Origin of the sequence: Frigoribacterium sp. VKM Ac-1396 (genome assembly GCF_015350895.1) — a bacterium.
Lineage (GTDB): Bacteria > Actinomycetota > Actinomycetes > Actinomycetales > Microbacteriaceae > Frigoribacterium.
In genome coordinates this window covers 758,969-780,184 of sequence record NZ_JADKSD010000002.1, presented here as the reverse complement: position 1 = coordinate 780,184, position 21,216 = coordinate 758,969, and the positions used below count along the sequence as shown (strand labels likewise).

At 70.3% G+C, this 21,216-nt stretch carries 16 protein-coding genes; 5 read left to right on the top strand and 11 right to left on the bottom strand.

The features are described from left to right. Positions 1-41 precede the first annotated feature (41 nt). Complete coding sequence (gene dapD / locus ITJ55_RS10700; protein WP_194595329.1) at positions 42-1,016, top strand: 2,3,4,5-tetrahydropyridine-2,6-dicarboxylate N-succinyltransferase; 975 nt, start codon at positions 42-44, stop codon at positions 1,014-1,016. Between the two features lie 151 nt (positions 1,017-1,167). Here dapD and ITJ55_RS10695 read toward each other — a convergent pair whose 3' ends face one another. Genes ITJ55_RS10695 through ITJ55_RS10680 form a run of 4 tightly spaced genes read right to left on the bottom strand, consistent with a single transcriptional unit; the run spans position 1,168 to position 5,260 of the window. Then, positions 1,168-2,463 carry a citrate synthase gene (locus ITJ55_RS10695; protein WP_082486828.1) on the bottom strand — a complete coding sequence of 432 codons (1,296 nt, stop codon included), beginning with the start codon at positions 2,461-2,463 and terminating at the stop codon, positions 1,168-1,170. Between the two features lie 16 nt (positions 2,464-2,479). After that, positions 2,480-3,580, bottom strand: a complete 1,101-nt coding sequence (gene dapC / locus ITJ55_RS10690) for a succinyldiaminopimelate transaminase (RefSeq protein ID WP_194595328.1) — start codon at positions 3,578-3,580, stop codon at positions 2,480-2,482. Positions 3,581-3,590: 10 nt separating this feature from the next. Then, positions 3,591-3,917 (bottom strand): ferredoxin, encoded by a 327-nt coding sequence (gene fdxA / locus ITJ55_RS10685; protein WP_043595461.1) that lies wholly within the window; start codon positions 3,915-3,917, stop codon positions 3,591-3,593. Then, positions 3,914-5,260 carry a PIG-L family deacetylase gene (locus ITJ55_RS10680; protein ID WP_194595327.1) on the bottom strand — a complete coding sequence of 449 codons (1,347 nt, stop codon included), beginning with the start codon at positions 5,258-5,260 and terminating at the stop codon, positions 3,914-3,916. Before ITJ55_RS10680 ends, fdxA begins: the two co-directional genes overlap by 4 nt. 181 nt (positions 5,261-5,441) lie before the next feature. Here ITJ55_RS10680 and efeU point away from each other — a divergent pair, with 181 nt between their 5' ends. Genes efeU through efeB form a run of 3 tightly spaced genes read left to right on the top strand, consistent with a single transcriptional unit; the run spans position 5,442 to position 8,847 of the window. Continuing rightward, positions 5,442-6,368 (top strand): iron uptake transporter permease EfeU, encoded by a 927-nt coding sequence (efeU, locus tag ITJ55_RS10675; RefSeq protein ID WP_194595326.1) that lies wholly within the window; start codon positions 5,442-5,444, stop codon positions 6,366-6,368. Beyond that, positions 6,365-7,561 (top strand): iron uptake system protein EfeO, encoded by a 1,197-nt coding sequence (gene efeO, locus ITJ55_RS10670; RefSeq protein ID WP_194595325.1) that lies wholly within the window; start codon positions 6,365-6,367, stop codon positions 7,559-7,561. Before efeU ends, efeO begins: the two co-directional genes overlap by 4 nt. Continuing rightward, positions 7,558-8,847: an iron uptake transporter deferrochelatase/peroxidase subunit gene (gene efeB / locus ITJ55_RS10665; RefSeq protein WP_194595623.1), complete on the top strand. Its 1,290-nt coding sequence runs from the start codon at positions 7,558-7,560 to the stop codon at positions 8,845-8,847. The genes efeO and efeB overlap by 4 nt, the downstream gene beginning before the upstream one ends. Positions 8,848-8,875: 28 nt before the next feature. Here the strand turns inward: efeB and ITJ55_RS10660 are convergent, their stop codons facing one another. From ITJ55_RS10660 to ITJ55_RS10635, 6 genes are all read right to left on the bottom strand, one after another. Continuing rightward, on the bottom strand, positions 8,876-9,391 hold the full coding sequence (locus ITJ55_RS10660; protein WP_194595324.1) for a hypothetical protein: 516 nt from the start codon (positions 9,389-9,391) through the stop codon (positions 8,876-8,878). A gap of 121 nt (positions 9,392-9,512) precedes the next feature. Continuing rightward, the gene (gene typA / locus ITJ55_RS10655; protein ID WP_043595466.1) at positions 9,513-11,423 is read right to left on the bottom strand and encodes a translational GTPase TypA; all 1,911 of its coding nucleotides are present in this window, start codon (positions 11,421-11,423) and stop codon (positions 9,513-9,515) included. Between the two features lie 146 nt (positions 11,424-11,569). Further along, positions 11,570-13,327, bottom strand: coding sequence for an ABC transporter ATP-binding protein (locus ITJ55_RS10650; RefSeq protein ID WP_056262206.1), 1,758 nt, complete (start codon positions 13,325-13,327; stop codon positions 11,570-11,572). Then, positions 13,324-14,277 (bottom strand): ABC transporter permease, encoded by a 954-nt coding sequence (locus tag ITJ55_RS10645; protein ID WP_056262202.1) that lies wholly within the window; start codon positions 14,275-14,277, stop codon positions 13,324-13,326. Before ITJ55_RS10645 ends, ITJ55_RS10650 begins: the two co-directional genes overlap by 4 nt. Continuing rightward, positions 14,267-15,196, bottom strand: a complete 930-nt coding sequence (locus tag ITJ55_RS10640) for an ABC transporter permease (protein ID WP_056262198.1) — start codon at positions 15,194-15,196, stop codon at positions 14,267-14,269. Before ITJ55_RS10640 ends, ITJ55_RS10645 begins: the two co-directional genes overlap by 11 nt. 150 nt (positions 15,197-15,346) lie before the next feature. Further along, positions 15,347-16,966 carry an ABC transporter substrate-binding protein gene (locus ITJ55_RS10635; RefSeq protein ID WP_194595323.1) on the bottom strand — a complete coding sequence of 540 codons (1,620 nt, stop codon included), beginning with the start codon at positions 16,964-16,966 and terminating at the stop codon, positions 15,347-15,349. A 356-nt stretch (positions 16,967-17,322) separates the two neighbouring features. Between ITJ55_RS10635 and ITJ55_RS10630 the strand changes: the two genes are divergently transcribed. Beyond that, positions 17,323-18,081, top strand: a complete 759-nt coding sequence (locus ITJ55_RS10630; RefSeq protein ID WP_194595622.1) for a CPBP family intramembrane glutamic endopeptidase — start codon at positions 17,323-17,325, stop codon at positions 18,079-18,081. A gap of 312 nt (positions 18,082-18,393) precedes the next feature. On the opposite strand, the gene gcvP is transcribed toward ITJ55_RS10630, so the two are convergent. Continuing rightward, positions 18,394-21,213: an aminomethyl-transferring glycine dehydrogenase gene (gcvP, locus tag ITJ55_RS10625; protein WP_255521279.1), complete on the bottom strand. Its 2,820-nt coding sequence runs from the start codon at positions 21,211-21,213 to the stop codon at positions 18,394-18,396. Between the last annotated feature and the right edge of the window lie 3 nt (positions 21,214-21,216).

The window sequence follows — 21,216 nt, the reverse complement described above, 5'->3', positions numbered from 1 at the left end:
TCCGAGCCGGGTCGTCGGCCGCTGCCGATACGCTCTGGTCCATGACTTCCGACGCCACCGCCACCGCCCCCACCCACGCCTACGGGTACGGCCTCGCGACCGTCTCGCACGACGGCACCACCCTCGACGCCTGGTTCCCCTCCCCCCGCCTCGGCAGCCTGCCCGCCGACCGTGACCCCGCGATCGTCCCGGCCGAGCTGGCGGACGCGGCCGGCCCCGACGAGCGTCGTGCCGTCGACCTCGTCCCGGTGACCGTCGAGATCGACCTGAGCGCGCCTCCTGCGTCCACCCCCGACGCGTACCTGCGCCTGCACCTGCTCAGCCACCTGCTCGTGAAGCCCAACACGATCAACCTCGACGGCGTCTTCGGGCACCTGCCGATCGTCACGTGGACGAACGCCGGGCCCGTGCACCCCGACGACTTCGCGCGGCTGCGTCCGTCGCTGCAGCGCGCGGGCATCGTCGCGACCGGCATCGACAAGTTCCCGCGCATGCTCGACTACGTGTCGCCCGACCGCGTCCGCATCGCCGACGCCTCGCGCGTCCGTCTCGGCGCACACCTCGCCCCGGGCACCACGGTCATGCACGAAGGGTTCGTCAACTTCAACGCGGGCACGCTGGGGTCGTCGATGGTCGAGGGGCGCATCTCGCAGGGCGTCGTCGTGGGCGACGGCTCCGACATCGGCGGCGGCGCCTCGATCATGGGCACCCTGTCGGGCGGCGGCACCCAGCGCGTCACCATCGGCGCCCGCGCCCTGCTCGGGGCGAACGCCGGCATCGGCATCGCGATCGGCGACGACACGGTCGTCGAGGCCGGCCTCTACGTCACGGCCGGCACCAAGGTCGTCGTCGTCGGCGGCACCCCGACCAACGACGGCTCGCCGCAGACGGTCAAGGCCGTCGAGCTCTCGGGCCAGCCGGGCCTGCTCTTCCGCCGCAACTCGCTGACCGGCGCCGTCGAGGTGCTCCCCCGCAAGGGCCACGGCATCACGCTCAACTCGCAGCTGCACGCGTAGCGGCTGCACGCGTGGCCGCTGCCCGTCTCGGGGCGGCCCGTGTCGGCTGGACCGGAGTTCGCGGCCACAACACCACGAGATGGGCACGACACCAGGCCTAGACCTGGCGTCGTGCCCATCTCGTGGCGTCTTGGCCAGACGAACCGGCGGGCTAGCGCTGCGGCCAGTCGCGCTCGGTGGCGCCCAGGTACAACTGCTGGGGGCGGCCGATCTTGGTGGTCGGGTCGGTGTTCATCTCGCGCCAGTGGGCGATCCAGCCGGGCAGCCGGCCGATGGCGAACAGCACCGTGAACATGCGCGGCGGGAACCCCATCGCCTTGTAGATGACGCCGGTGTAGAAGTCGACGTTCGGGTAGAGCTTGCGCTCGACGAAGTAGTCGTCGGCCAGGGCGATGCCCTCGAGCTCCATCGCGATGTCGAGCAGGTCGTCTTTCACGCCGAGCGACTCGAGCACCTCGGTGGCGCTCTCTTTCACCAGCTTGGCGCGCGGGTCGTAGTTCTTGTAGACCCGGTGGCCGAACCCCATCAGCTTGACGCCGGCCTCTTTGTTCTTGACCCGCTCGACGAAGCGCTCGACGCCCTGGCCGCTGTCGCGGATCTCGGCGAGCATCTTCAGCACGGCCTCGTTGGCCCCGCCGTGCAGCGGCCCGTAGAGGGCGCTGATGCCGGCGGAGATCGAGGAGAACATGTTGGCCTGCGTCGAGCCGACCAGGCGCACGGTCGAGGTCGAGGCGTTCTGTTCGTGGTCCTCGTGCAAGATCAGGAGGCGCTCGAGGGCCTTCGAGAGCACGGGGTTGACCTCGTACGGCTCGGCCATCGTGCCGAAGTTCAGCTTGAGGAAGTTGTCGACGAAGCTGAGCGAGTTGTCGGGGTAGAGGAAGGCCTGGCCGAGGCTCTTCTTGTGGGCGTACGCCGCGATGACCGGCAGCTTCGCGAGCAGTCGCACCGTCTGCAGTTCGACCTGCTCGGGGTCGTGCACACTCATGCTGTCTTCGTAGAACGTCGACAGGGCGCCGACGGCGCTCGAGAGCACCGACATCGGGTGCGCGTTGTGCGGCAGCGCGTCGAAGAAGCGGCGCAGGTCTTCGTGCAGCAGCGTGTGCCGCCGGATGCGCGCGTCGAAGTCGGCGAGCTGGTCAGGTGTGGGCAGTTCGCCGTAGATCAACAGCCAGGCGGTCTCGAGGTAGGTCGAGTTCGCGGCGACTTGTTCGATCGGGTAGCCCCGGTAGCGCAGGATGCCCTGGTCACCATCGATGTAGGTGATGGTGCTGCGGGCGTTGGAGGTGTTCACGAAACCCGTGTCGAGCGTCGTGTAACCGGTCTGCTTGGTGAACGTCGAGATGTCGATCGACGAGGCACCCTCGGTGCTCGCGACGATCGGGAACTCGGCTGTTCCCCCCGGGAACTGCAGCGTGGCCTTCTGGGCGTCGTTGGCAGTGTCAGTCACCCGATCAGCCTAGCGGTCAGGTGCGGAGTCGCCCCACGGCGGCGTCGATGCGCTCGTCGGTCGTCGTGAGCGCGACGCGCACGTGGCGGTCGCCCGCCGGCCCGTAGAACGACCCCGGCGCGACGAGCACCCCGCGGTCGGCCAGCCAGGCCACGGTCGACCAGGCGTCCTCGTCGCGCGTGGCCCAGAGGTAGAGCCCGGCCTCGCTGCGGTCGACGCGGAACCCGGCGCCCTCGAGGGCGGTCAGGAGGCGCGCTCGGCGGGCCGCGTAGCGCGCCTTCTGCTCGACCACGTGGGCCTCGTCGGCCAGGGCGACCACCATCGCCTGTTGCACCGGCGCCGGCGGCATGAGGCCGGCGTGCTTGCGCACGGCGAGGAGCTGACCGAGGACGTGGTCGCAGCCGGCCACGAAGCCCGCGCGGTACCCGGCGAGGTTCGACTGCTTGCTGAGCGAGTAGACCGAGACGACGTCACGGAGGTCGTCGCCGACCACCCGCGGGTCGAGGATGCACGGCGTCGGCCGGTCGGCCCATTCGCCCGACCAGCCGAGCTCGGCGTAGCACTCGTCGCCGGCGATCACGGCGCCCAGCTCGCGGGCCCGGGCGACGGCGACCCGCAGGGCCTCGACGCCGAGGACGGCCCCGTCGGGGTTGCCCGGGCTGTTCAGCCAGACGAGCTTCGTCGAGGTCGGCCACTCGGCCGGGTCGTCGGACGCGAGCGCGGTCGCACCGACGAGGGCGGCACCGAGGGCGTACGTCGGGTATGCGTTCGTCGGGTACACGACCGTGTCGCCCGGGCCGATGCCGAGCCAGAGCGCCATGCCCGCGATGAGCTCTTTCGAGCCGATGGTCGGCAGGACGTTGTCGTCGCCGAGGCCCGTCACGCCCCGTCGGCGCGCGTACCACTCGGCGATCGCCGACCGGAGTGCCGGGGTGCCGGCCACCTGCGGGTACGAGTGCGCGTCGGTCGCGACGGCGAGGGCCTCGCGCACGACGTCGGGCGTCGGGTCGACCGGCGAACCGACGCTGAGGTCGACGAGGCCGCCCGGGTGGCGCCGAGCCGTCGCCGCGTACGGCACGAGGGCGTCCCAGGGGAACTCGGGCAGGTCGAGCGCCACGGAGGTCGACCTAGGCGCCGGCGCCCTGAGGGGGCAGCGCCGAGATCACGGGGTGGTCCTTCGCGATGACGCCGACCTTGGCCGCGCCACCGGGCGAGCCGATCTCGTCGAAGAACTCGACGTTCGCCTTGTAGTACTCGGCCCACTTGTCGGGCAGGTCGTCTTCGTAGTAGATGGCCTCGACCGGGCACACGGGCTCGCACGCACCGCAGTCGACGCATTCGTCGGGGTGGATGTAGAGCGAGCGTTCGCCCTCGTAGATACAGTCGACGGGGCACTCGTCGATGCAGGCACGGTCTTTGACATCGACACAGGGCAGTGCGATCACGTACGTCACGTCTGGGGGGTTCCCTTCGCGTCGGGCAGGGCGTCCAGCCTATCGCCTGTCGGCTGCGCCCCGACCGAGGAGGCGCGAGCCGCGTCGCCGGGCGGCGTCGCGTCCCCGGCGGTGCCACCCCGGAGGCGCGGCCAGCCGAGCACGAGGGTGACGACCACGACGACCCCGACGAGCCAGACGTAGGCGGGCGTGTTGGCGGGCAGCAGCACCGAGCCGCCCGGGCTCGCCTGCCAGAGGACCACGAGCGCGCCGACGAGCCCGACGGCGGCGACGCCGGCCACGGCGCGCGAGCCGAACAGGGACCGGAGCCCGGCGAGCAACGCCAGGCTCATCAGGAGGGCGAGCACGAGCCCCGACCAGATCGGCGCGCCGCCGATCGTGATCGTCGACTGGTGCATCACCGTGCCGATGGCGCCGAACACGGCGCCGGCGGCGAGGGCCAGGACCAGCGCCGTGACCCGGCCGCCCGTCGTCATCCGGGCCATCTCGGAGACGCCCTCGGGGGCGGTCGGCTCGCTGACGAAACGGAAGGACTCGCGGACGGTCACGGGTTCGACGGCCCCGTGGGGGAAGCGGATGCCGGCCCTGCCGCCCGGCAGGTCCACCACCTCGACCTGGCTGCGGTGGTCGCGCAACGCGGCGAGCTTGCGCGGGGCGACGTGCCGGGCATCCATCGTGAACACGGTGTCGTCAGCGGCCAGCGCCTCGGCCTCGGGCCCTTCGGCCGACTCGGCACCGGCCACGATCGCGAAGTACGGCACGCCGACGAGGCGCGCGGCGCGCACGGCGACCCGGTTCGCGCGCACGTGGTCGGGGTGGTGGTAGCCGCCGTCCTCGTCGTAGCTGACGATCGCCGTCGGCCGGACGGACTGCACGACGGCCGACAGGTCGCTGACGACCTCGCCGAACTCGGCGGCGCAGAACGCGGCGGGGTGCAGGTCGGGCGTGGGCCCGGCGACGCCGTCGGACCGCCAGACCATGCCGCTGTCGCGGTAGGCGCGCTCGGGCAGGCCCGCCGTCCGGGCGCCGGGCGACCCGAGGAACCGGTGGTCGTCGACGCCGAGGTCGCGCATCGCGGCGGCGATCTCGCCCTCGCGGTGCACGGCGAGGGCGGCCGGGTCGTCGCGGAGGGCCGCGAGGTCGTCGGGGATCACCTCGCCCAGCTCGCCGCGCGTGCAGGTCACGACCGTGACGGCGGCACCCGCCTCGACCAGGGCGGCGATCGTGCCACCCGTGGTGATGGTCTCGTCGTCGGGGTGGGCGTGGACGAAGAGCACGCGCTCGAACCGCGGGTCGCCGACGGTCGAGGGCGACGCGGGCGTCGGCGAGGCGGAGGAGTTCATCACTGGACAGGATATGCCGCGCCGCACTACTGTCGTCCTGGCTGAGGGTGACCTAAGTGAGGTTAGCCTAACCATACCGACCCGTTCGGTCCGACCACCGCCTGCGCGCCCTGGTCGTGCCGCGCCTCCCGTTCCTGCTCGACGACGAGCTCCGCTCCCCCTTCTCGAGAAAGTCGTCCCCGTGCTCGCGAACTACCTCATCGGACTCCGAGAGGGCCTCGAGGCCGCCCTCGTGGTCGGCATCCTCGTCGCCTACGTCGTCAAGGTCGGTCGGCGCGACGTCCTGCCCCGCCTCTGGCTCGGCGTGGGCGCCGCCGTCCTGCTCTCGCTCGGCATCGGCGCCGTCCTGACCTTCGGCACGTACGGCCTGACCTTCCAGGCGCAGGAGATCATCGGCGGCGGCCTGTCGATCGTCGCGGTCGTGTTCGTCACGTGGATGGTCTTCTGGATGGCCCGCACCGCCCGTGGCCTCCGCGGCGAACTCGAGTCGGGCCTCGAGCGCGCCCTCGTCGGCGGCGCCTGGGCCGTGGTCGCCCTGGCGTTCCTCTCGGTCGGGCGCGAGGGCATCGAGACCGCCCTCTTCGTCTGGGCGACGGTGCAGTCGACCGGCGGCGGAACGGCACCCCTGGTCGGCGCCGTGCTGGGCATCCTCACGGCGGTCGCGATCCAGCTCGCGATCTACGGCGGCGTCGTGCGCCTCGACGTCGCGCGGTTCTTCCGCGTGACCGGGTACTTCTTGATCGTCGTCGCCGCCGGGGTCCTCGCCTACGGGGTCGGTGACCTGCAGGAGGCGTCCGTGCTGCCGGGCCGCGCCTCCCTGGCCTTCGACGTCAGCGCGGCCGTGCCGCCGACCAGCTGGTACGGCACCCTGCTGCAGGGGCTCGTCAACTTCACGCCGACGCCGAGCCGGCTGCAGGTCGTCGTCTGGCTCGCCTACCTCGCCGTCGTCGTGCCGCTCTTCGTGCGGGCGACCCGTCGACGGCACCCCCGTCCGTCGGACGCGTCGAGTGCGTCGACCGCCTCGGGCGCGTCCTCGACGCACGCCCCGGCGATGACGGACCACCGCACGGCCACCCCGTCCCCCCGCACCACAGGAGCACCTCGATGATCGCCAGCCCCGTCCGCCCCCTCGCCGTCGCCTCGGGCGTCGCCGCCCTCGCGCTGGCCCTGACCGGCTGCGTCGCGAACTCCCCCGCCGGGTCGTCCGCGGCCACCGCCGTGACCGTCGACGGCTCCGACGACACGTGTTCGCTCTCGACCACCTCGGTGCCGAGCGGCCCGGTCACCTTCACCATGACCAACACGGGCAGCGACAACAGCGAGTTCGAGCTGCTCGCCGAGGACGGCCTGCGAATCGTCAGCGAGAAGGAGAACATCGGCCCCGGCACGTCGGGCTCGATGACCGTCTCGATTCCGGCCGGCGACTACTACACCGCCTGCGTGCCGGGGCTCGTCGGCGAAGGCGTGCGCGCCTCCTTCACGGTGACCGACTCGGGCACCGCCGTCGAGCCGACCGGCAGCGAGAAGGAACAGGTCGACGCCGCGGCGACCGCCTACGTGGGCTACGTAAAGGACCAGACCGGGCAGCTCGTCACGGCCACCGACGAGTTCCTCGCCGCGTACACCGCCGGCGACGACGAGAAGGCCCGCTCGCTCTACCCGTCGGCCCGGGCCCACTACGAGCGCATCGAGCCGGTGGCCGAGTCGTTCGGCGACCTCGACCCGAAGATCGACTTCCGCGAGGCCGACGTCGAGCCCGGCACCGAGTGGACCGGCTGGCACCGCATCGAGAAGGACCTCTGGCAGCCCGCCCCGGCCGAGAACGGAGGCGTGGCGTACGTCCCCCTGACGGCCGACGAGCGTGCCCACTACGCCGACCTGCTGACGAGCGACACGAAGGACCTCTACGACGAGGTCACGGCGAGCGACTTCACCGTCGGCATCGACACGATCGCCAACGGCGCGGTCGGCCTGATGGACGAGGTCGCCACCGGCAAGATCACGGGAGAAGAGGAGATCTGGTCGCACACCGACCTCTACGACTTCCAGGGCAACCTCGAGGGCGCCCGGGTGGCGTTCGACGGGGTGCGCGACGTCGTCGACCAGAAGGACCCCGAGCTGGCCACCTCGATCGACACCCAGTTGACGAAGGTCGAGACGCTGCTCGCCGGCTACGGCAGCCTCGACGCGGGCTACCCCTCGTACACCGAGCTGACCGACGCCGACAAGAAGAAGCTGTCGGACGCCGTCAACGCCCTCAGCGAGCCGCTGAGCAGGCTCACCTCGGCGCTGGTCGCCTGACGGTGACGGACGGAGGCGGCCTCTCGCGCCGCGGTCTGCTGGGGCTCGTCGGCACGGGCGTCGGGGCGGGCGTGCTCGGACTCGGCGTCGGGGTCGGCACCGACCGCGCGGTGCAGGCGCACGCCGACGGGTCGTCCGGCGCGTCCTCCTCGTACCCGTTCTTCGGCGGCCACCAGTCGGGCATCGTCACCGCGGCCCAGGACCGCCTGCACTTCGCGTCGTTCGACGTCGCGGACGGCGTCACGCGCACCGAGCTCGTCGAGCTGCTGAAGGACTGGAGCTACGCGGCCTCACGCCTGACCGCCGGGCTCGACGTGAGCCCCACCGGTGCCACGGGCGGCGAGCTGCTCGCCCCACCCGACGACACGGGCGAGGCCACGGGCCTGCCCGCCGCCGGGCTGACCGTCACGATCGGCTTCGGGGCGACCCTGTTCACGGCCGCCGACGGCACGGACCGTTTCGGACTCGCCTCGCAGCGGCCTCCGGCCCTCGTCGACCTGCCGCACTTCTCGGGCGACCAGCTCGTGGCGGCCGCGAGCGGCGGCGACCTCTGCGTCCAGGCCTGCAGCGACGACCCGCAGGTCGCGGTGCACGCGATCCGCAACCTCTCGCGGATCGCCTTCGGCCGCGCCTCCCTGCGGTGGTCGCAACTGGGCTTCGGCCGCACCTCGTCGACGACCCGCGGCCAGACGACGCCGCGCAACCTGTTCGGGTTCAAGGACGGCACCGCCAACCTCAAGGCCGAGGACGTCACCGCGGTCGACGACGGCGTCTGGGCGACCGCGTCGGACGGAGCGGCCTGGATGGACGGCGGCTCGTACCTCGTCGCCCGGAAGATCCGCATGACGATCGAGACCTGGGACCGCGCCTCGCTCGGCGAGCAGCAGACGGTCGTCGGCCGCGACAAGGGCGAGGGCGCCCCGCTCTCGGGCGGCACCGAGTTCACGGCACCCGACTTCGCCGCCGCCGCCTCGACCGGCACCGGGCCGGCCATCGCCCCCGATTCGCACGTCGCCCTGGCACACCCCCAGAACAACGACGGGGCCACGCTGCTGCGCCGCGGTTACAACTTCGTCGACGGCAACGACGAACTCGGTCGTCTCGCCGCCGGGCTGTTCTTCATCGCGTTCAACCGCGACCCGCGGCGGCAGTACGTGCCGATCCAGCAGGCGCTCTCGCGGAACGACCGGATGAACGAGTACGTCACGCACGTCGGATCGGCGATCTTCGCCGTGCCGCCGGGGGCGTCGCAGGGCGGATGGGTGGGCGAGACGCTCTTCGCCTGAGCCGCGGCCGTCGGTCGACGGTGCGGCGTCAGACGGGGGTGACGACGTAGGTGGCCAGCACCTGGCCGTCGCCGTCGGTCGAGACCGTGAGCACGACGCGGTACGTGGCACCGGTGAACGTGCCGAACCCGCTGTCGGCATCGGTGTCGACCCCGGACGCGGTGTAACCGGCGGCCTCGAGCTGCTGCTGGGCGACGGCGAACTGGTCCGCGCCCGAGACGGCGATCTGAGCCACCCAGCCGGTGCCGTCGGGGCCTGCTCCGCCGCCACGGGCGGTGCCCTCGACGAGCGGCACGTCGGCCGGGAAGCTCGCGGGCAGGGTGCCGTCGGTGGTGATGCCGGCGCCGTTCAGCGCCTCGCCCGCGGCGTCTTCGACGGCCTTCTGGGCCGTGCCCTTCAGGCTCTCGATGCCGCTGTCGACCGCACCGCCGACGATGTTGTCGACGGGCGAGCCCTCGCCACACGCGGTGAGTCCGGCGACGAGGCCGACGGCCAGCGCGAGGGTGGCGGCGGAGCGGGTGAGGGTCTTCTTCTGGGTCGGCACGTCGCGAGATTAGCCGGGGACGCTGTGGGCAGACGCAGAACGTGCGGGGGATGCACGAAGGAGGCGGCCCGCGGTGGTGCGGACCGCCTCCTCGGCGTGTGGTGCGGTGGGGCTGTGGTGCTTACGCGTTCTGCTTCTTCAGGCGAGCCGTGCTGCGCTGGCGGGCCGACGCGTCGAGCTCGACCTTGCGGATGCGGATGGCGTCGGGGGTGACCTCGACGCACTCGTCGTCACCGGCGAACTCGAGGGCCTCTTCGAGCGACAGCACCTTCGAGGGCGTCATCGACTCGAAGTTGTCGGCCGTCGACTGACGCATGTTGGTCAGCTTCTTCTCTTTGGTGATGTTGACGTCCATGTCGTCGGCGCGCGAGTTCTCGCCCACGACCATGCCCTCGTAGACCTCTTCGGTCGGCTGCACGAAGAACGACATGCGCTCTTGCAGGTTGATGATCGCGAAGGGGGTGACGACGCCCGAACGGTCGGCGATGATCGAACCGTTGGTGCGGGTCGAGATCTCGCCGGCCCAGGGGCCGTACCCGTGGCTGATGCCGTTGGCGATGCCGGTGCCGCGCGTGTCGGTGAGGAACTGCGTGCGGAAGCCGATCAGGCCGCGCGAGGGGACGATGAACTCCATGCGCACCCAGCCCGAGCCGTGGTTCGCCATGTTCTCCATGCGGCCCTTGCGGGCGGCCATGAGCTGCGTGACGGCACCGAGGTACTCGTCGGGCACGTCGATGGTCATGTGCTCGAACGGCTCTTGCAGCTTGCCGTTCTCGTCGCGACGCGTGACGACCTGCGGCTTGCCGACCGTGAGCTCGAAGCCCTCGCGGCGCATCTGCTCGACGAGGATGGCCAGCGCGAGCTCGCCGCGGCCCTGGACCTCCCACGCGTCGGGGCGTCCGACGTCGAGGACCTTGAGCGAGACGTTGCCGACCAGTTCGCGGTCGAGGCGGTCCTTGACCATGCGGGCGGTCAGCTTGTGGCCCTTGACCTTGCCGATGATCGGCGAGGTGTTCGTGCCGATGGTCATCGAGATGGCGGGGTCGTCGACCGTGATGGTCGGCAGCGGCCGCACGTCGTCGGGGTCGGACAGCGTCTCGCCGATGGTGATGGTGTCGAAGCCGGCGACGGCGACGATGTCGCCGGGGCCCGCGCTCTCGGCCGGGTAGCGGCTGAGGGCCTTCGTGATCAGCAGCTCGGTGATGCGTGCGTTTTGCACCGAGCCGTCGGACTTGACCCAGGCGACCGTCTGGCCCTTCTGCAGGGTGCCGTGGAAGACGCGGAGGAGCGCGAGACGACCGAGGAACGGCGAGGCGTCGAGGTTCGTGACGTGCGCCTGCAGGGGGTGCTCGTCGTCGTAGCGCGGTGCCGGCACGTGGGTGAGGATCGCCTCGAAGAGGGGCTCGAGGTCGGGGTTGTCGGGCAGCGAGCCGTCGTCGGGCTTATTCGTCGACGCGGCGCCGTTGCGACCCGAGGCGTAGACGACGGGCACGTTGAGGATGGCGTCGAGGTCGAGGTCGTCGACCTCTTCGCTCAGGTCGCTGGCGAGACCGAGCAGGAGGTCCTGGCTCTCGGCGACGACCTCGTCGATGCGCGCGTCGGGGCGGTCGGTCTTGTTGACCAGCAGGATGACGGGCAGCTTGGCCGCGAGGGCCTTGCGCAGCACGAAGCGCGTCTGGGGCAGGGGGCCCTCGGACGCGTCGACGAGCAGCACGACGCCGTCGACCATCGACAGGCCGCGCTCGACCTCACCGCCGAAGTCGGCGTGGCCGGGGGTGTCGATCACGTTGATGGTGATAGGGCCGTCGGTCGCGTGGGCACCGTTGTAGAGCACCGAGGTGTTCTTCGCGAGGATCGTGATGCCCTTCTCGCGCTCGAGCTCGTTGCCGTCCATCATGCGGTCTTCGGTGTCGAAGTGCGCGTCGAACGAGTTGGTCTGCTTGAGCATGGCGTCGACGAGGGTCGTCTTGCCGTGGTCGACGTGGGCCACGATCGCCACGTTGCGCAGGTCGCTGCGGATGGCAGTCGCCATGGATGTGTTCCTTACGAGAAGTGAGAGGGGGAAGTGGTCGGGTCAGAGCCCGGCGAAGTCAGTCTACGGCACGTGGTAAAGGGGCCCCTCCGCCGTGCTCGCCGCACGGCCGAGGGGCCCCTTCGACACCAGGAGGCGCGGGTCGACTACCGGCCGAACTCGAAGTTCGCGCCGGGGATCGCCTCGAGCAGCTCCCGCGTGTACTGCTGTGCGGGGTTGGCGAAGATCTCGTCGGTCGTGCCCGCCTCGACGACGCGCCCCTTCTGCATGACGCTGACGTTGTCGGCGATGAGCCGGACCACCGCCAGGTCGTGCGTGATGAAGAGGTAGGTCAGGCCGAGCTCGGTCTGCAGGTCGGTCAGCAGGTCGAGCACCTGGCCCTGGACGAGCACGTCGAGCGCCGAGACGGCCTCGTCGAGCACGATCACGTCGGGCTTCAGCGCGAGCGCCCTGGCCACGGCGATGCGTTGCCGCTGACCGCCCGAGAGCTCGTTCGGGTAGCGGTTGACCGTCGAGGCCGGCAGCGAGACCTGGTCGAGCAGCTCGCGCACGCGGGCCTGGCGACTCGAGCGGTCGCCGATGCCGTGTGTGACGAGCGGTTCGGCGATCGTGTTGCCGACGCTGTACATCGGGTCGAGCGAACCGTAGGGGTCCTGGAAGACCGGCTGCACGCGACGACGGAAGTCGAAGAGGTCCTTGCCCGTCAACGCACCGACGCTCTGGCCGTCGATCGCCACGGTGCCCGAGGTGATCGACTCGAGCTGCAGCACGAGCTTGGCAACCGTCGACTTGCCCGAGCCGGACTCGCCGACGAGGGCCATCGTCGTGCCCCGCGGGATGGCGAACGACACGTCGTCCACGGCCCGCAGCTCGGTCGTCTTGAACCCACCCTGGCGGATCTTGTAGACCTTCGACAGGTTCTCGACCTTGATGTACTCGGCGTTCTTCTTGCCGGCCTCTTCACGCTGACGTGCACGAGAGATCATCTCGGCGTCGTCGGCCCCCTCGTCGGAGATCGCGAGGCCGTGGGCGTGAGTCGGGGCGATGCTCGACTGGATGCGCTGGCTCGCGAGGCTGGGCGCCGCGGCGACGAGTCGCTGCGTGTACGGGTGCTGCGGGTCGGCCAGGATCTCTTTCGAGGGACCCGACTCGACGACCTGGCCCTTGTACATGACCACGAGCTTCTCGGCCCGCTCGGCGGCGAGGCCGAGGTCGTGCGTGATGAAGAGCACCGAGGTGCCGTAGTCGCGCGTCAGGGTCTCGAGGTGGTCGAGGATGCGGCGCTGGACGGTGACGTCGAGGGCCGAGGTCGGTTCGTCGGCGATCAGCAGCTTCGGCCTCGACGAGAGGCCGATGCCGATCAGCACGCGCTGGCGCATGCCACCCGAGAACTGGTGCGGGAACTGCTTGAGTCGGTCGCCCGCGTCGGACAGCCCTGCTTCTTTCAGCACCTCGATCGCCCGCTCGCGGACCTCGCGCTTGCCGGTGGCGATGCCGTTGGCGCGGATCGCCTCCTCGACCTGGAAGCCGATGCTCCAGACCGGGTTGAGGTTCGACATGGGGTCTTGCGGCACGTAGCCGATCTCGCGGCCACGGATCGACTGCATCTCGGCGGCGCTGGCCTTGACGAGGTCGCGACCCTCGAACAGGATCTCGCCCCCGGTGACCTTGCCGGTGCCCGGCAGCAGGTCGATGATCGACGTGGCCGAGGTGGACTTGCCCGACCCGGACTCGCCGACGATGGCCAGGGTCTCGCCCTGGTTCATCGTGATGTCGACTCCGCGGACGGCGTCGACGTAGCCCGCCTGGGTCTTGAAGCCGATCTGCAGGTTCTTGATCTGCAGGAGGGGAACGGCCGAGGAGGCGCTGGCCGCCTGCTCGGGACGCGTGGAGGTGGACGTCATCGACGGGCCCTCGCCTTCGGGTCGAGGGCGTCGCGCACGACGTCGCCCATCATGAGGAACGACAGCACCGTGATGGACAGCGCGGCCGCGGGCCAGAACAGGGTCATCGGCGCGGTGCGGATCGACACGCTCGCCTGGCTGATGTCGTTGCCCCACGACATCGTGCCGCTCGGCAGGCCGATGCCGAGGAACGACAGGGTCGCCTCGGCGACGATGAACGTGCCCAGCGAGACCGTGGCGACCACGATGACCGGGGTGATCGCGTTGGGGACGACGTGACGGATGAGGATGCGGAACCGCGAGACGCCGAGCGCGAGGCTCGCCGTGACGTAGTCGCTGTTCTTGGCACCGAGCACCGAACCTCGCATGATGCGCGCGATCTGCGGCCAGGCGAAGAGCGAGAGCACGAGGGCCACGGTCAGCGGCGTGCGCGAGGGCAGCACCGACATCAGCACGATGGCACCGAGCACGGTGGGGATCGCGAAGAAGATGTCGCCGATGCGCGAGACGACGGCGTCGAGCCAGCCGCCGTAGAAGCCGGCGAGCGAACCGATGATCAGGCCGATCAGGGTGACCAGCACCGTGGCCAGGAGGCCGACGGTCAGGGAGGCGCGGGTGCCGTAGACGACGCGCGAGAACACGTCGGTGCCCTGGCGCGTGAAGCCCATGATGTGGCCGCTCTGCGACCCCTGGTTGCTCTTCGAGAGGTCGGCGGCCGTCGGCACGACGCTCGTGAAGAGCCCGGGTGCGAGTGCGACGACGATGACCAGGACGATGAGCGCAGCCGAGATCCAGAACAACGGCCGGGTCTTCATCGAGTCCCAGGCGTCGTTCCAGCTCGAACGGGGCTTCTCGGACTCGTCGACGGCGTCGACCGCCTTGATGGGCGTCTCGTCGAGGTCGGCGACGAAGTGGCCGCTCGACAGACGGGGGTTGTCGTTACTTGGCATAGCGGATCCTCGGGTCGAGAACGGCGTAGAGCAGGTCGACGAGCAGGTTGGCGAGCATGAAGATGATCACCATGACGGCCACGAACGACACGACCGTCGGGCCCTCGCCGAGCTGGATGGCGCGGTACACCGTGCCACCCACTCCCTGGATGTTGAAGATGCCCTCGGTGACGATCGCGCCCACCATCAGCGAGCCGATGTCGACGCCGAGGTAGGTGACGACCGGGACGAGGGAGTTGCGCAGGATGTGCACCGTGACGACGCGGTTGCGGGTCAGGCCCTTGGCCGTCGCGGTGCGCACGAAGTCGGCGCTCATGTTCTCGGAGACCGAAGCCCGCGTGAGACGCACGATGTAGGCGAACGAGACGCTGGCCAGCACGATGGCCGGCAGGATCAGCTCGCCCCAGGGGGCCTGCGAGCTGACCGTGGTGCGGAAGATGCCGAGGTTGATCGCGAAGACGTACTGCAGCACGAAGCCGACGACGAAGATGGGCACCGAGATGAGCAGGAGGCTCACCACGAGGGCGCTGGTGTCGAAGAGCTTGCCCTTGCGGAGGCCGGCCACGAGGCCGACGACGATGCCGGCCACGGCCTCGAAGACGAGGGCGAGCATCGCCAGACGGAAGGTGATGGGGAAGGCCCGGACGAGTTCGTCGATGACGGGCCGACCCGAGAACGTGGTGCCCAGGTCGCCCGTGAACAGGCCGCCGATGTAGAGCAGGTACTGCACGATGAACGGCTTGTCGAGGTTGTACTGCGCCCGGATCTGCTCGAGGACCTGGGGGCTCGGCTGCTTGTCGCCGAACAGTGCCGCCACAGGGTCGCCCGGCACGGCGAAGACCATGAAGTAGATCAAGAAGGTGGCCCCGAAGAACACGGGGATCAGTTGGAGGAGTCGTCGACCGGTGTACCAGAGCATCAGTCCTCCTCGGTGTGGTGCGGGAGCATCGCGGTTCGCAATCGTGTCGGGAAGTGGCGGACGCCCGTCGAGGGGGCCCGGACCAGATCGTGTCTGCTCCGAGCCCCCTCTCGAGCGCTGATCGAGGCTAGTGCCTCGTCGCTGGTGCAGCTAGTTCTTGGTGACCTCGTAGTAGAGGGGCACCGAGTTCCAGCCGAACTCGACGTTGTCGACCGTGTCGGCCCAGACACCGGTCACGTTCGAGTACCACAGCGGGATCGCCGGGAGGTCCTCGAAGAGGACTTCCTGGGCGTCCTGGAACTTCGCGTTGGCGTCCTCGACCGAACCGGCCTGGCTGCCTTCCTTGACGAGCGTGTCGAACTGGTCACTGCTGTAGCGGCCGTAGTTCGACCCGGCACCGGTCTGGTAGAGCGGCGCGAGGAAGTTGTACAGCGACGGGTAGTCCGCCTGCCAACCCGAGCGGAACGCTCCGGTCATGGCGTCGTTGGACTCCTCGTCGAGCAGACCCTTGAAGTCGGGGTACGACTTGCCCTCGGCCTTGATGCCGAGCGTGCTCGAGATGCTGTTCGCCGCGGCGTCGACCCAGGCCTGGTGGCCACCGTCGGCGTTGTAGGCGATGCTGAAGGTGGTGTCACCGTACGGCGAGATGGCGTCGGCCTCGGCCCACAGCTTCTTCGCCTCGCTCTCGTTGTACGTCAGGACGTCCGAACCCTCGAGGTCTTCGGAGTAGCCGTCGATGACAGGCGACGTGAAGTCCTTGGCGGGGGTGCGGGTGTCCTGGAAGATCACCTTGGTGATCTCGTCGCGGTTGACGGCCATCGAGATGGCCTGACGACGCAGCTTGCCCTCGTCCGTCGTGCCGTCGAAGTGCTCGAGGTACTGCGGGATCGTGAACGACTGGAAGATCGCGGCCGGCTGGTTGACGTTGCGGTCGGGGAAGTCGTCCGTGTAGGTCTCGAACGCGCTGTCGGGGACGGCGTCGAGGATATCGAGGTTGCCCGACTGGGCGTCGGCGTAGGCCGCGTCCTGCGTCGTGTAGAACTTGATGGTCAGGCCACCGTTCTTGGGCGTGCGGGGGCCGTCGTAGTCCGCGTTGGTGACGAGCTTGATGTCCTGGTTGTGGGTCCAGGCGCCTTCGCCGTCGAGCTTGTACGGGCCGTTGCCGATCGGGTTCTCACCGAAGGCCGCCGTGTCGTCGTAGAACGCCTCGGGCAGCGGCGAGAAGGCCGAGTAGCCCAGGCGCAGCGGCCAGTCGGCCTCGGGCGCCGTCAGCTGGACGGTGAACTCGGTGGGGCTGACGACCTCGAGGGCGAGGTCGCTGTCGGCGTCGTAGCTGAAGCCCTCGATGTCGTCGAAGAAGTAGCTGCCACCCTGGGCGTTGCTGAGCTGGGCGGCCCAGTTCCAGGCCTTGGTGAACGACTCGGCGGTCACGTCGGTGCCGTCGGTGAACTTCAGACCCTCGCGGATCTTGACGTCCCAGTTCTGGTTGTCGTCCGACGTGATGCTGTCGGCGACGTCGTTGACCGACGCACCCTTCGCGTCGTAGCTGATCAGGCCGGCGAAGATCGAGTCGATGATCTTGCCACCGCCGACCTCGGTGGTGTTCGAGGGGATCAGCGGGTTCTGCGGCTCGTTGCCGTTCGTCGTGATCACCGCGGTGGCGTCACCGGACGACGAGTCGTCCCCGCTGCCACTGGCGCAACCGGTGAGGACGAGTGCTGCCGTCCCCACGACGGCGACGGCCGACAGGCCCATGCGCGTCTTCTTCAATGTTCCTCCTGATGCGGGAAAGGACGCAGCACTGTGCCCAGGGGCCGTGCCGCGTTGGATGCAGTGAGCCTAAGCACCGGCTTCGGGCATCACCAAACCACCGCGACAACGGTTACACGACGGAAACCAAGTCGCCGGATCATTGCGCGGGCATGCAGTTCGTTGCGCGGACGACCTGAAGTTCGCAGGAATCGGCTGCGAGAAATCCGCCACCTGGCAGGTATTGTTCGCTGTCGCCCAGGAGGCACGGGTCGGCCCACTCACGCACGTCCCGTACGATCACCCCCGTGAGCCGCCCCGACGCCCCTGCTTCCGACGCGACACCACCCGTGGTCCTCGCACCGTACCCGGCCCCGATGACGCGCGCGCGCCTCCGGGTCGAGATCGCGATCGTGCTCGGGCTGTCGCTCGGCGCGTCGGCGGTGTACTCGGTGCTCTCGATCGTGAACCGGCTCACGCAGCAGACCGCCCTCTCGCAGCAGACGGCGACGCTCAACTCGCCGCTGAGCAGCCGGGAGTTCTTCGACCTGGCCTACCAGGTGCTCGGCGTCGCGGTCGACCTCGTGCCGGTGCTGCTCGTGGCCTTCCTGCTGTGGCGACAGGAGCGGCCGCACCTCGACCGCCTCGGCGTCGACTTCTCGCGGGCCGGTCGCGACACCCTCGGCGGCGTCGGGCTCGCGCTCGCCATCGGCATCCCGGGCATCGGGCTGTACCTCGTCGGCAAGGCGCTCGACCTCACCGTCACGGTGGTGCCGACGAACCTCGGCGAGCACTGGTGGACGGTGCCGGTGCTGCTGCTGTCGGCCCTGCGGGCCGGCGTCACCGAAGAGGTGATCGTCGTCGCCTACCTGTTCGCGCGCCTCCGCGATCTCGGCTGGCGGACGTGGTCGATCATCGTCACCGCGGCCCTGCTGCGCGGCAGCTACCACCTCTACCAGGGGTTCGGGGCCTTCGTCGGCAACGTCGTGATGGGGGTCGCCTTCGGCTGGCTCTACGTGCGCTTCGGCCGGGTGCTGCCCCTGGTGATCGCGCACTTCTTGATGGACGCCGCCGTCTTCGTCGGCTATCCGTGGGCCGCGACGGCGTTCCCGAGCCTCTTCGGCCTGCCGTCCTGAGTCGTCCCCCGCCGACCTGGTCCGCCGTGCGACGTCGCGGCGCCGTACGACGGCGTCGGTGACGATTTCACTGCGAGGCCTTGACACCCGTTCGGGGGGCGAGTCTGATGTACCCACGGGTCGTCGCGATCCGCGCAAGCCGCACAGCGTGAGCTGTCCCCCGGGCGTCGATCGGGACGGTCGCCGCTACGTGAACGCCCTCCGCGACACTCGGCGGCCGACGTCCGAGGGACCAAGAGGGAACCGCCAGCACTCGACGGGATCGGGTGCTGGCGGTTTCCCGTCCGAGGCGCGGCCGGCGCTGGACGCGACCTAGGCGAACGCCTCGGCCGGCGGGCAGTTGCAGAACAGGTTGCGGTCGCCGTAGGCCTGGTCGATGCGACGCACCGGCGGCCAGTACTTGCCGCGGACGAGGGAGCGCACCGGGTACACGGCCTCCTCGCGGCCGTACTCGGCCGTCCACTCGCCGACCACGACCGACTCGGCCGTGTGCGGAGCACCGCGCAGGGGGCTCGACTCGGCCGTGTACCGGCCCGCCGCGACCTGGTCGGCCTCGCCCTTGATGGCGATCATCGCGTCGACGAAGCGGTCGATCTCGGCGAGGTCCTCGCTCTCGGTCGGCTCGACCATGAGCGTGCCCGCGACGGGGAACGACATCGTCGGGGCGTGGAAGCCGTAGTCGATGAGGCGCTTGGCCACGTCGTCGACGGTCACGCCGGTCGCGTCGCGCAGCGGACGCAGGTCGAGGATGCACTCGTGCGCCACGAGGCCGTTGTCGCCGGCGTAGAGCACCGGGAAGTGCTCGCGCAGGCGGGCGGCCACGTAGTTCGCCGACAGGACGGCCGCGCCGGTCGCGCGGGTGAGGCCCTCGGTGCCCATCATGCGGACGTAGGCCCAGCTGATCGGCAGGATGCTCGGCGACCCGTACGGGGCACTCGAGACCGGCACGCCGGCGTGGGCGAGGCGACCACCGTCGGCCGCGGCGACGGCACCCGTGCGGCGGTCGGCCTGCTGCGCCATCGGGTGACCGGGCAGGAAGGGCGCGAGGTGCGCCTTCGCCGCCACCGGGCCGACGCCCGGACCACCACCACCGTGGGGGATGCAGAAGGTCTTGTGCAGGTTGAGGTGCGAGACGTCGCCCCCGAAGTCGCCGAAGCGCGCGACCCCGAGCAGGGCGTTGAGGTTCGCCCCGTCGACGTAGACCTGGCCGCCCGCGGCGTGCACCGCGTCGGTGAGGGCGACGATGTCGTGCTCGTACACGCCGTGCGTCGACGGGTAGGTGATCATGAGCGCCGCGAGCTGCGCCGCGTGCTGCTCGACCTTCGCGCGCAGGTCGTCGAGGTCGACGTTGCCGCCCTCGTCGCAGGCCACCACCACGACGCGCATGCCGGCGAGCACGGCGCTGGCCGCGTTCGTGCCGTGCGCGCTCTGCGGGATCAGGCAGACCGTGCGGTCGGCGTCGCCGTTCGCCCGGTGGTAGCCGCGGATCGCCAGCAGGCCGGCGAGCTCGCCCTGGCTGCCCGCGTTCGGCTGCAACGAGACGGTGTCGTACCCGGTGACCTCGGCCAGCCAGCCCTCGAGCTGACCGATCAGGTCGAGGTAGCCCGCGACGTCGTCGGCCGGGGCGAACGGGTGCACTCCCGCGAACTCGGGCCAGGTGACCGCAGCCATCTCGGTCGCCGCGTTGAGCTTCATCGTGCAGCTGCCGAGCGGGATCATGCCTCGGTCGAGCGCGTAGTCCTTGTCGGCGAGGTGCTTGAGGTAGCGCATCATGCTGGTCTCGCTGCGGTGGGTGCGGAAGACCGGGTGCGTGAGGTAGTCGCTCGTCCGCAGCAGCGCCTCCTCGAGGCCCGTGACGGGTGCGGCGTCGAGCAGGTCGACTCCGAGCACCTCGGCGACGACGCGCACGTCGTCGCGCGTGGTGGTCTCGTCGAACGAGAGCCGGATGCAGTCGCCGTCGACGGCGTGCACCAGGTAGCCGCGGTCGTGGGCCGCGCCGACGATCTCGGCCGCGCGACCGGGGACGAAGACCTGCAGCGTGTCGAAGAACGAGTCGTTCTCGAGCTCGAGCTCGCTGGCACCGATCGCCGCCGCGAGGTCGGACGCGTGGCCGTGCACGCGCGTCGCGATGTGCCGGAGGCCCCAGGGGCCGTGGTAGACCGCGTACATCGACGCCATGACGGCGAGCAGCACCTGGGCGGTGCAGATGTTCGACGTGGCCTTCTCGCGGCGGATGTGCTGCTCGCGGGTCTGCAGGCTGAGCCGGTAGGCGGGCTGGCCCGTCGCGTCTTGCGAGACGCCGACCAGGCGGCCGGGCAGCTGGCGCTCGAGGCCCGTGCGCACGGCCATGTAGCCCGCGTGCGGCCCGCCGAAGCCCATCGGCACGCCGAAGCGCTGGCTGGTGCCGACGGCGACGTCGGCCCCGAACTCGCCGGGCGCCTCGACCAGGGTCAGCGCCAGCAGGTCGGCGGCGACGACGGCCAGCCCACCGTGGGCGTGGGCGGCCTCGACGACGGCACGGGGGCTCCAGACGGAACCCGAGGCCGAGGGGTACTGCACGAAGACGCCGAACGACTCGGGCAGCTCGGCGGGGTCGAGCACCGACAGGTCGAGCTCGACGAGCTCGATGCCGACGGCCTCGGCACGGCCGGCGAGCAGGGCCTTGGTCTGCGGGAAGGTGTCGCTGTCGACGACGAAGACGTCGGTCTTCGCCTTCGACGCCCGGCGGGCCAGCAGCATGCCCTCGACGACGGCGGTGCCCTCGTCGAGCATCGAGGCGTTGGCCGTCGTCAGCCCGGTGAGCTCGGCCACCATGGTCTGGAAGTTGATCAGGGCCTCGAGCCGGCCCTGCGAGATCTCGGGCTGGTAGGGCGTGTAGGCCGTGTACCAGCTCGGGTTCTCGAGCACGTTGCGCTGGATGACCGCCGGCGTGACCGTGTCGTAGTACCCCAGGCCGAGCAGGGTGCGCGAGACGCGGTTGCGCCCGGCGAGGGCCCGCAGCTCGGCGAGCGCCTCTTCTTCGCCGATCGGTTCGGGCAGCACGCTGTGCTCGAGCGCGGTGGCGTGGATCGCGTCGGGCACGGCGGCCGCGACGAGCGACTCGACGCTGTCGTGGCCGACGGCGGCGAGCATGGT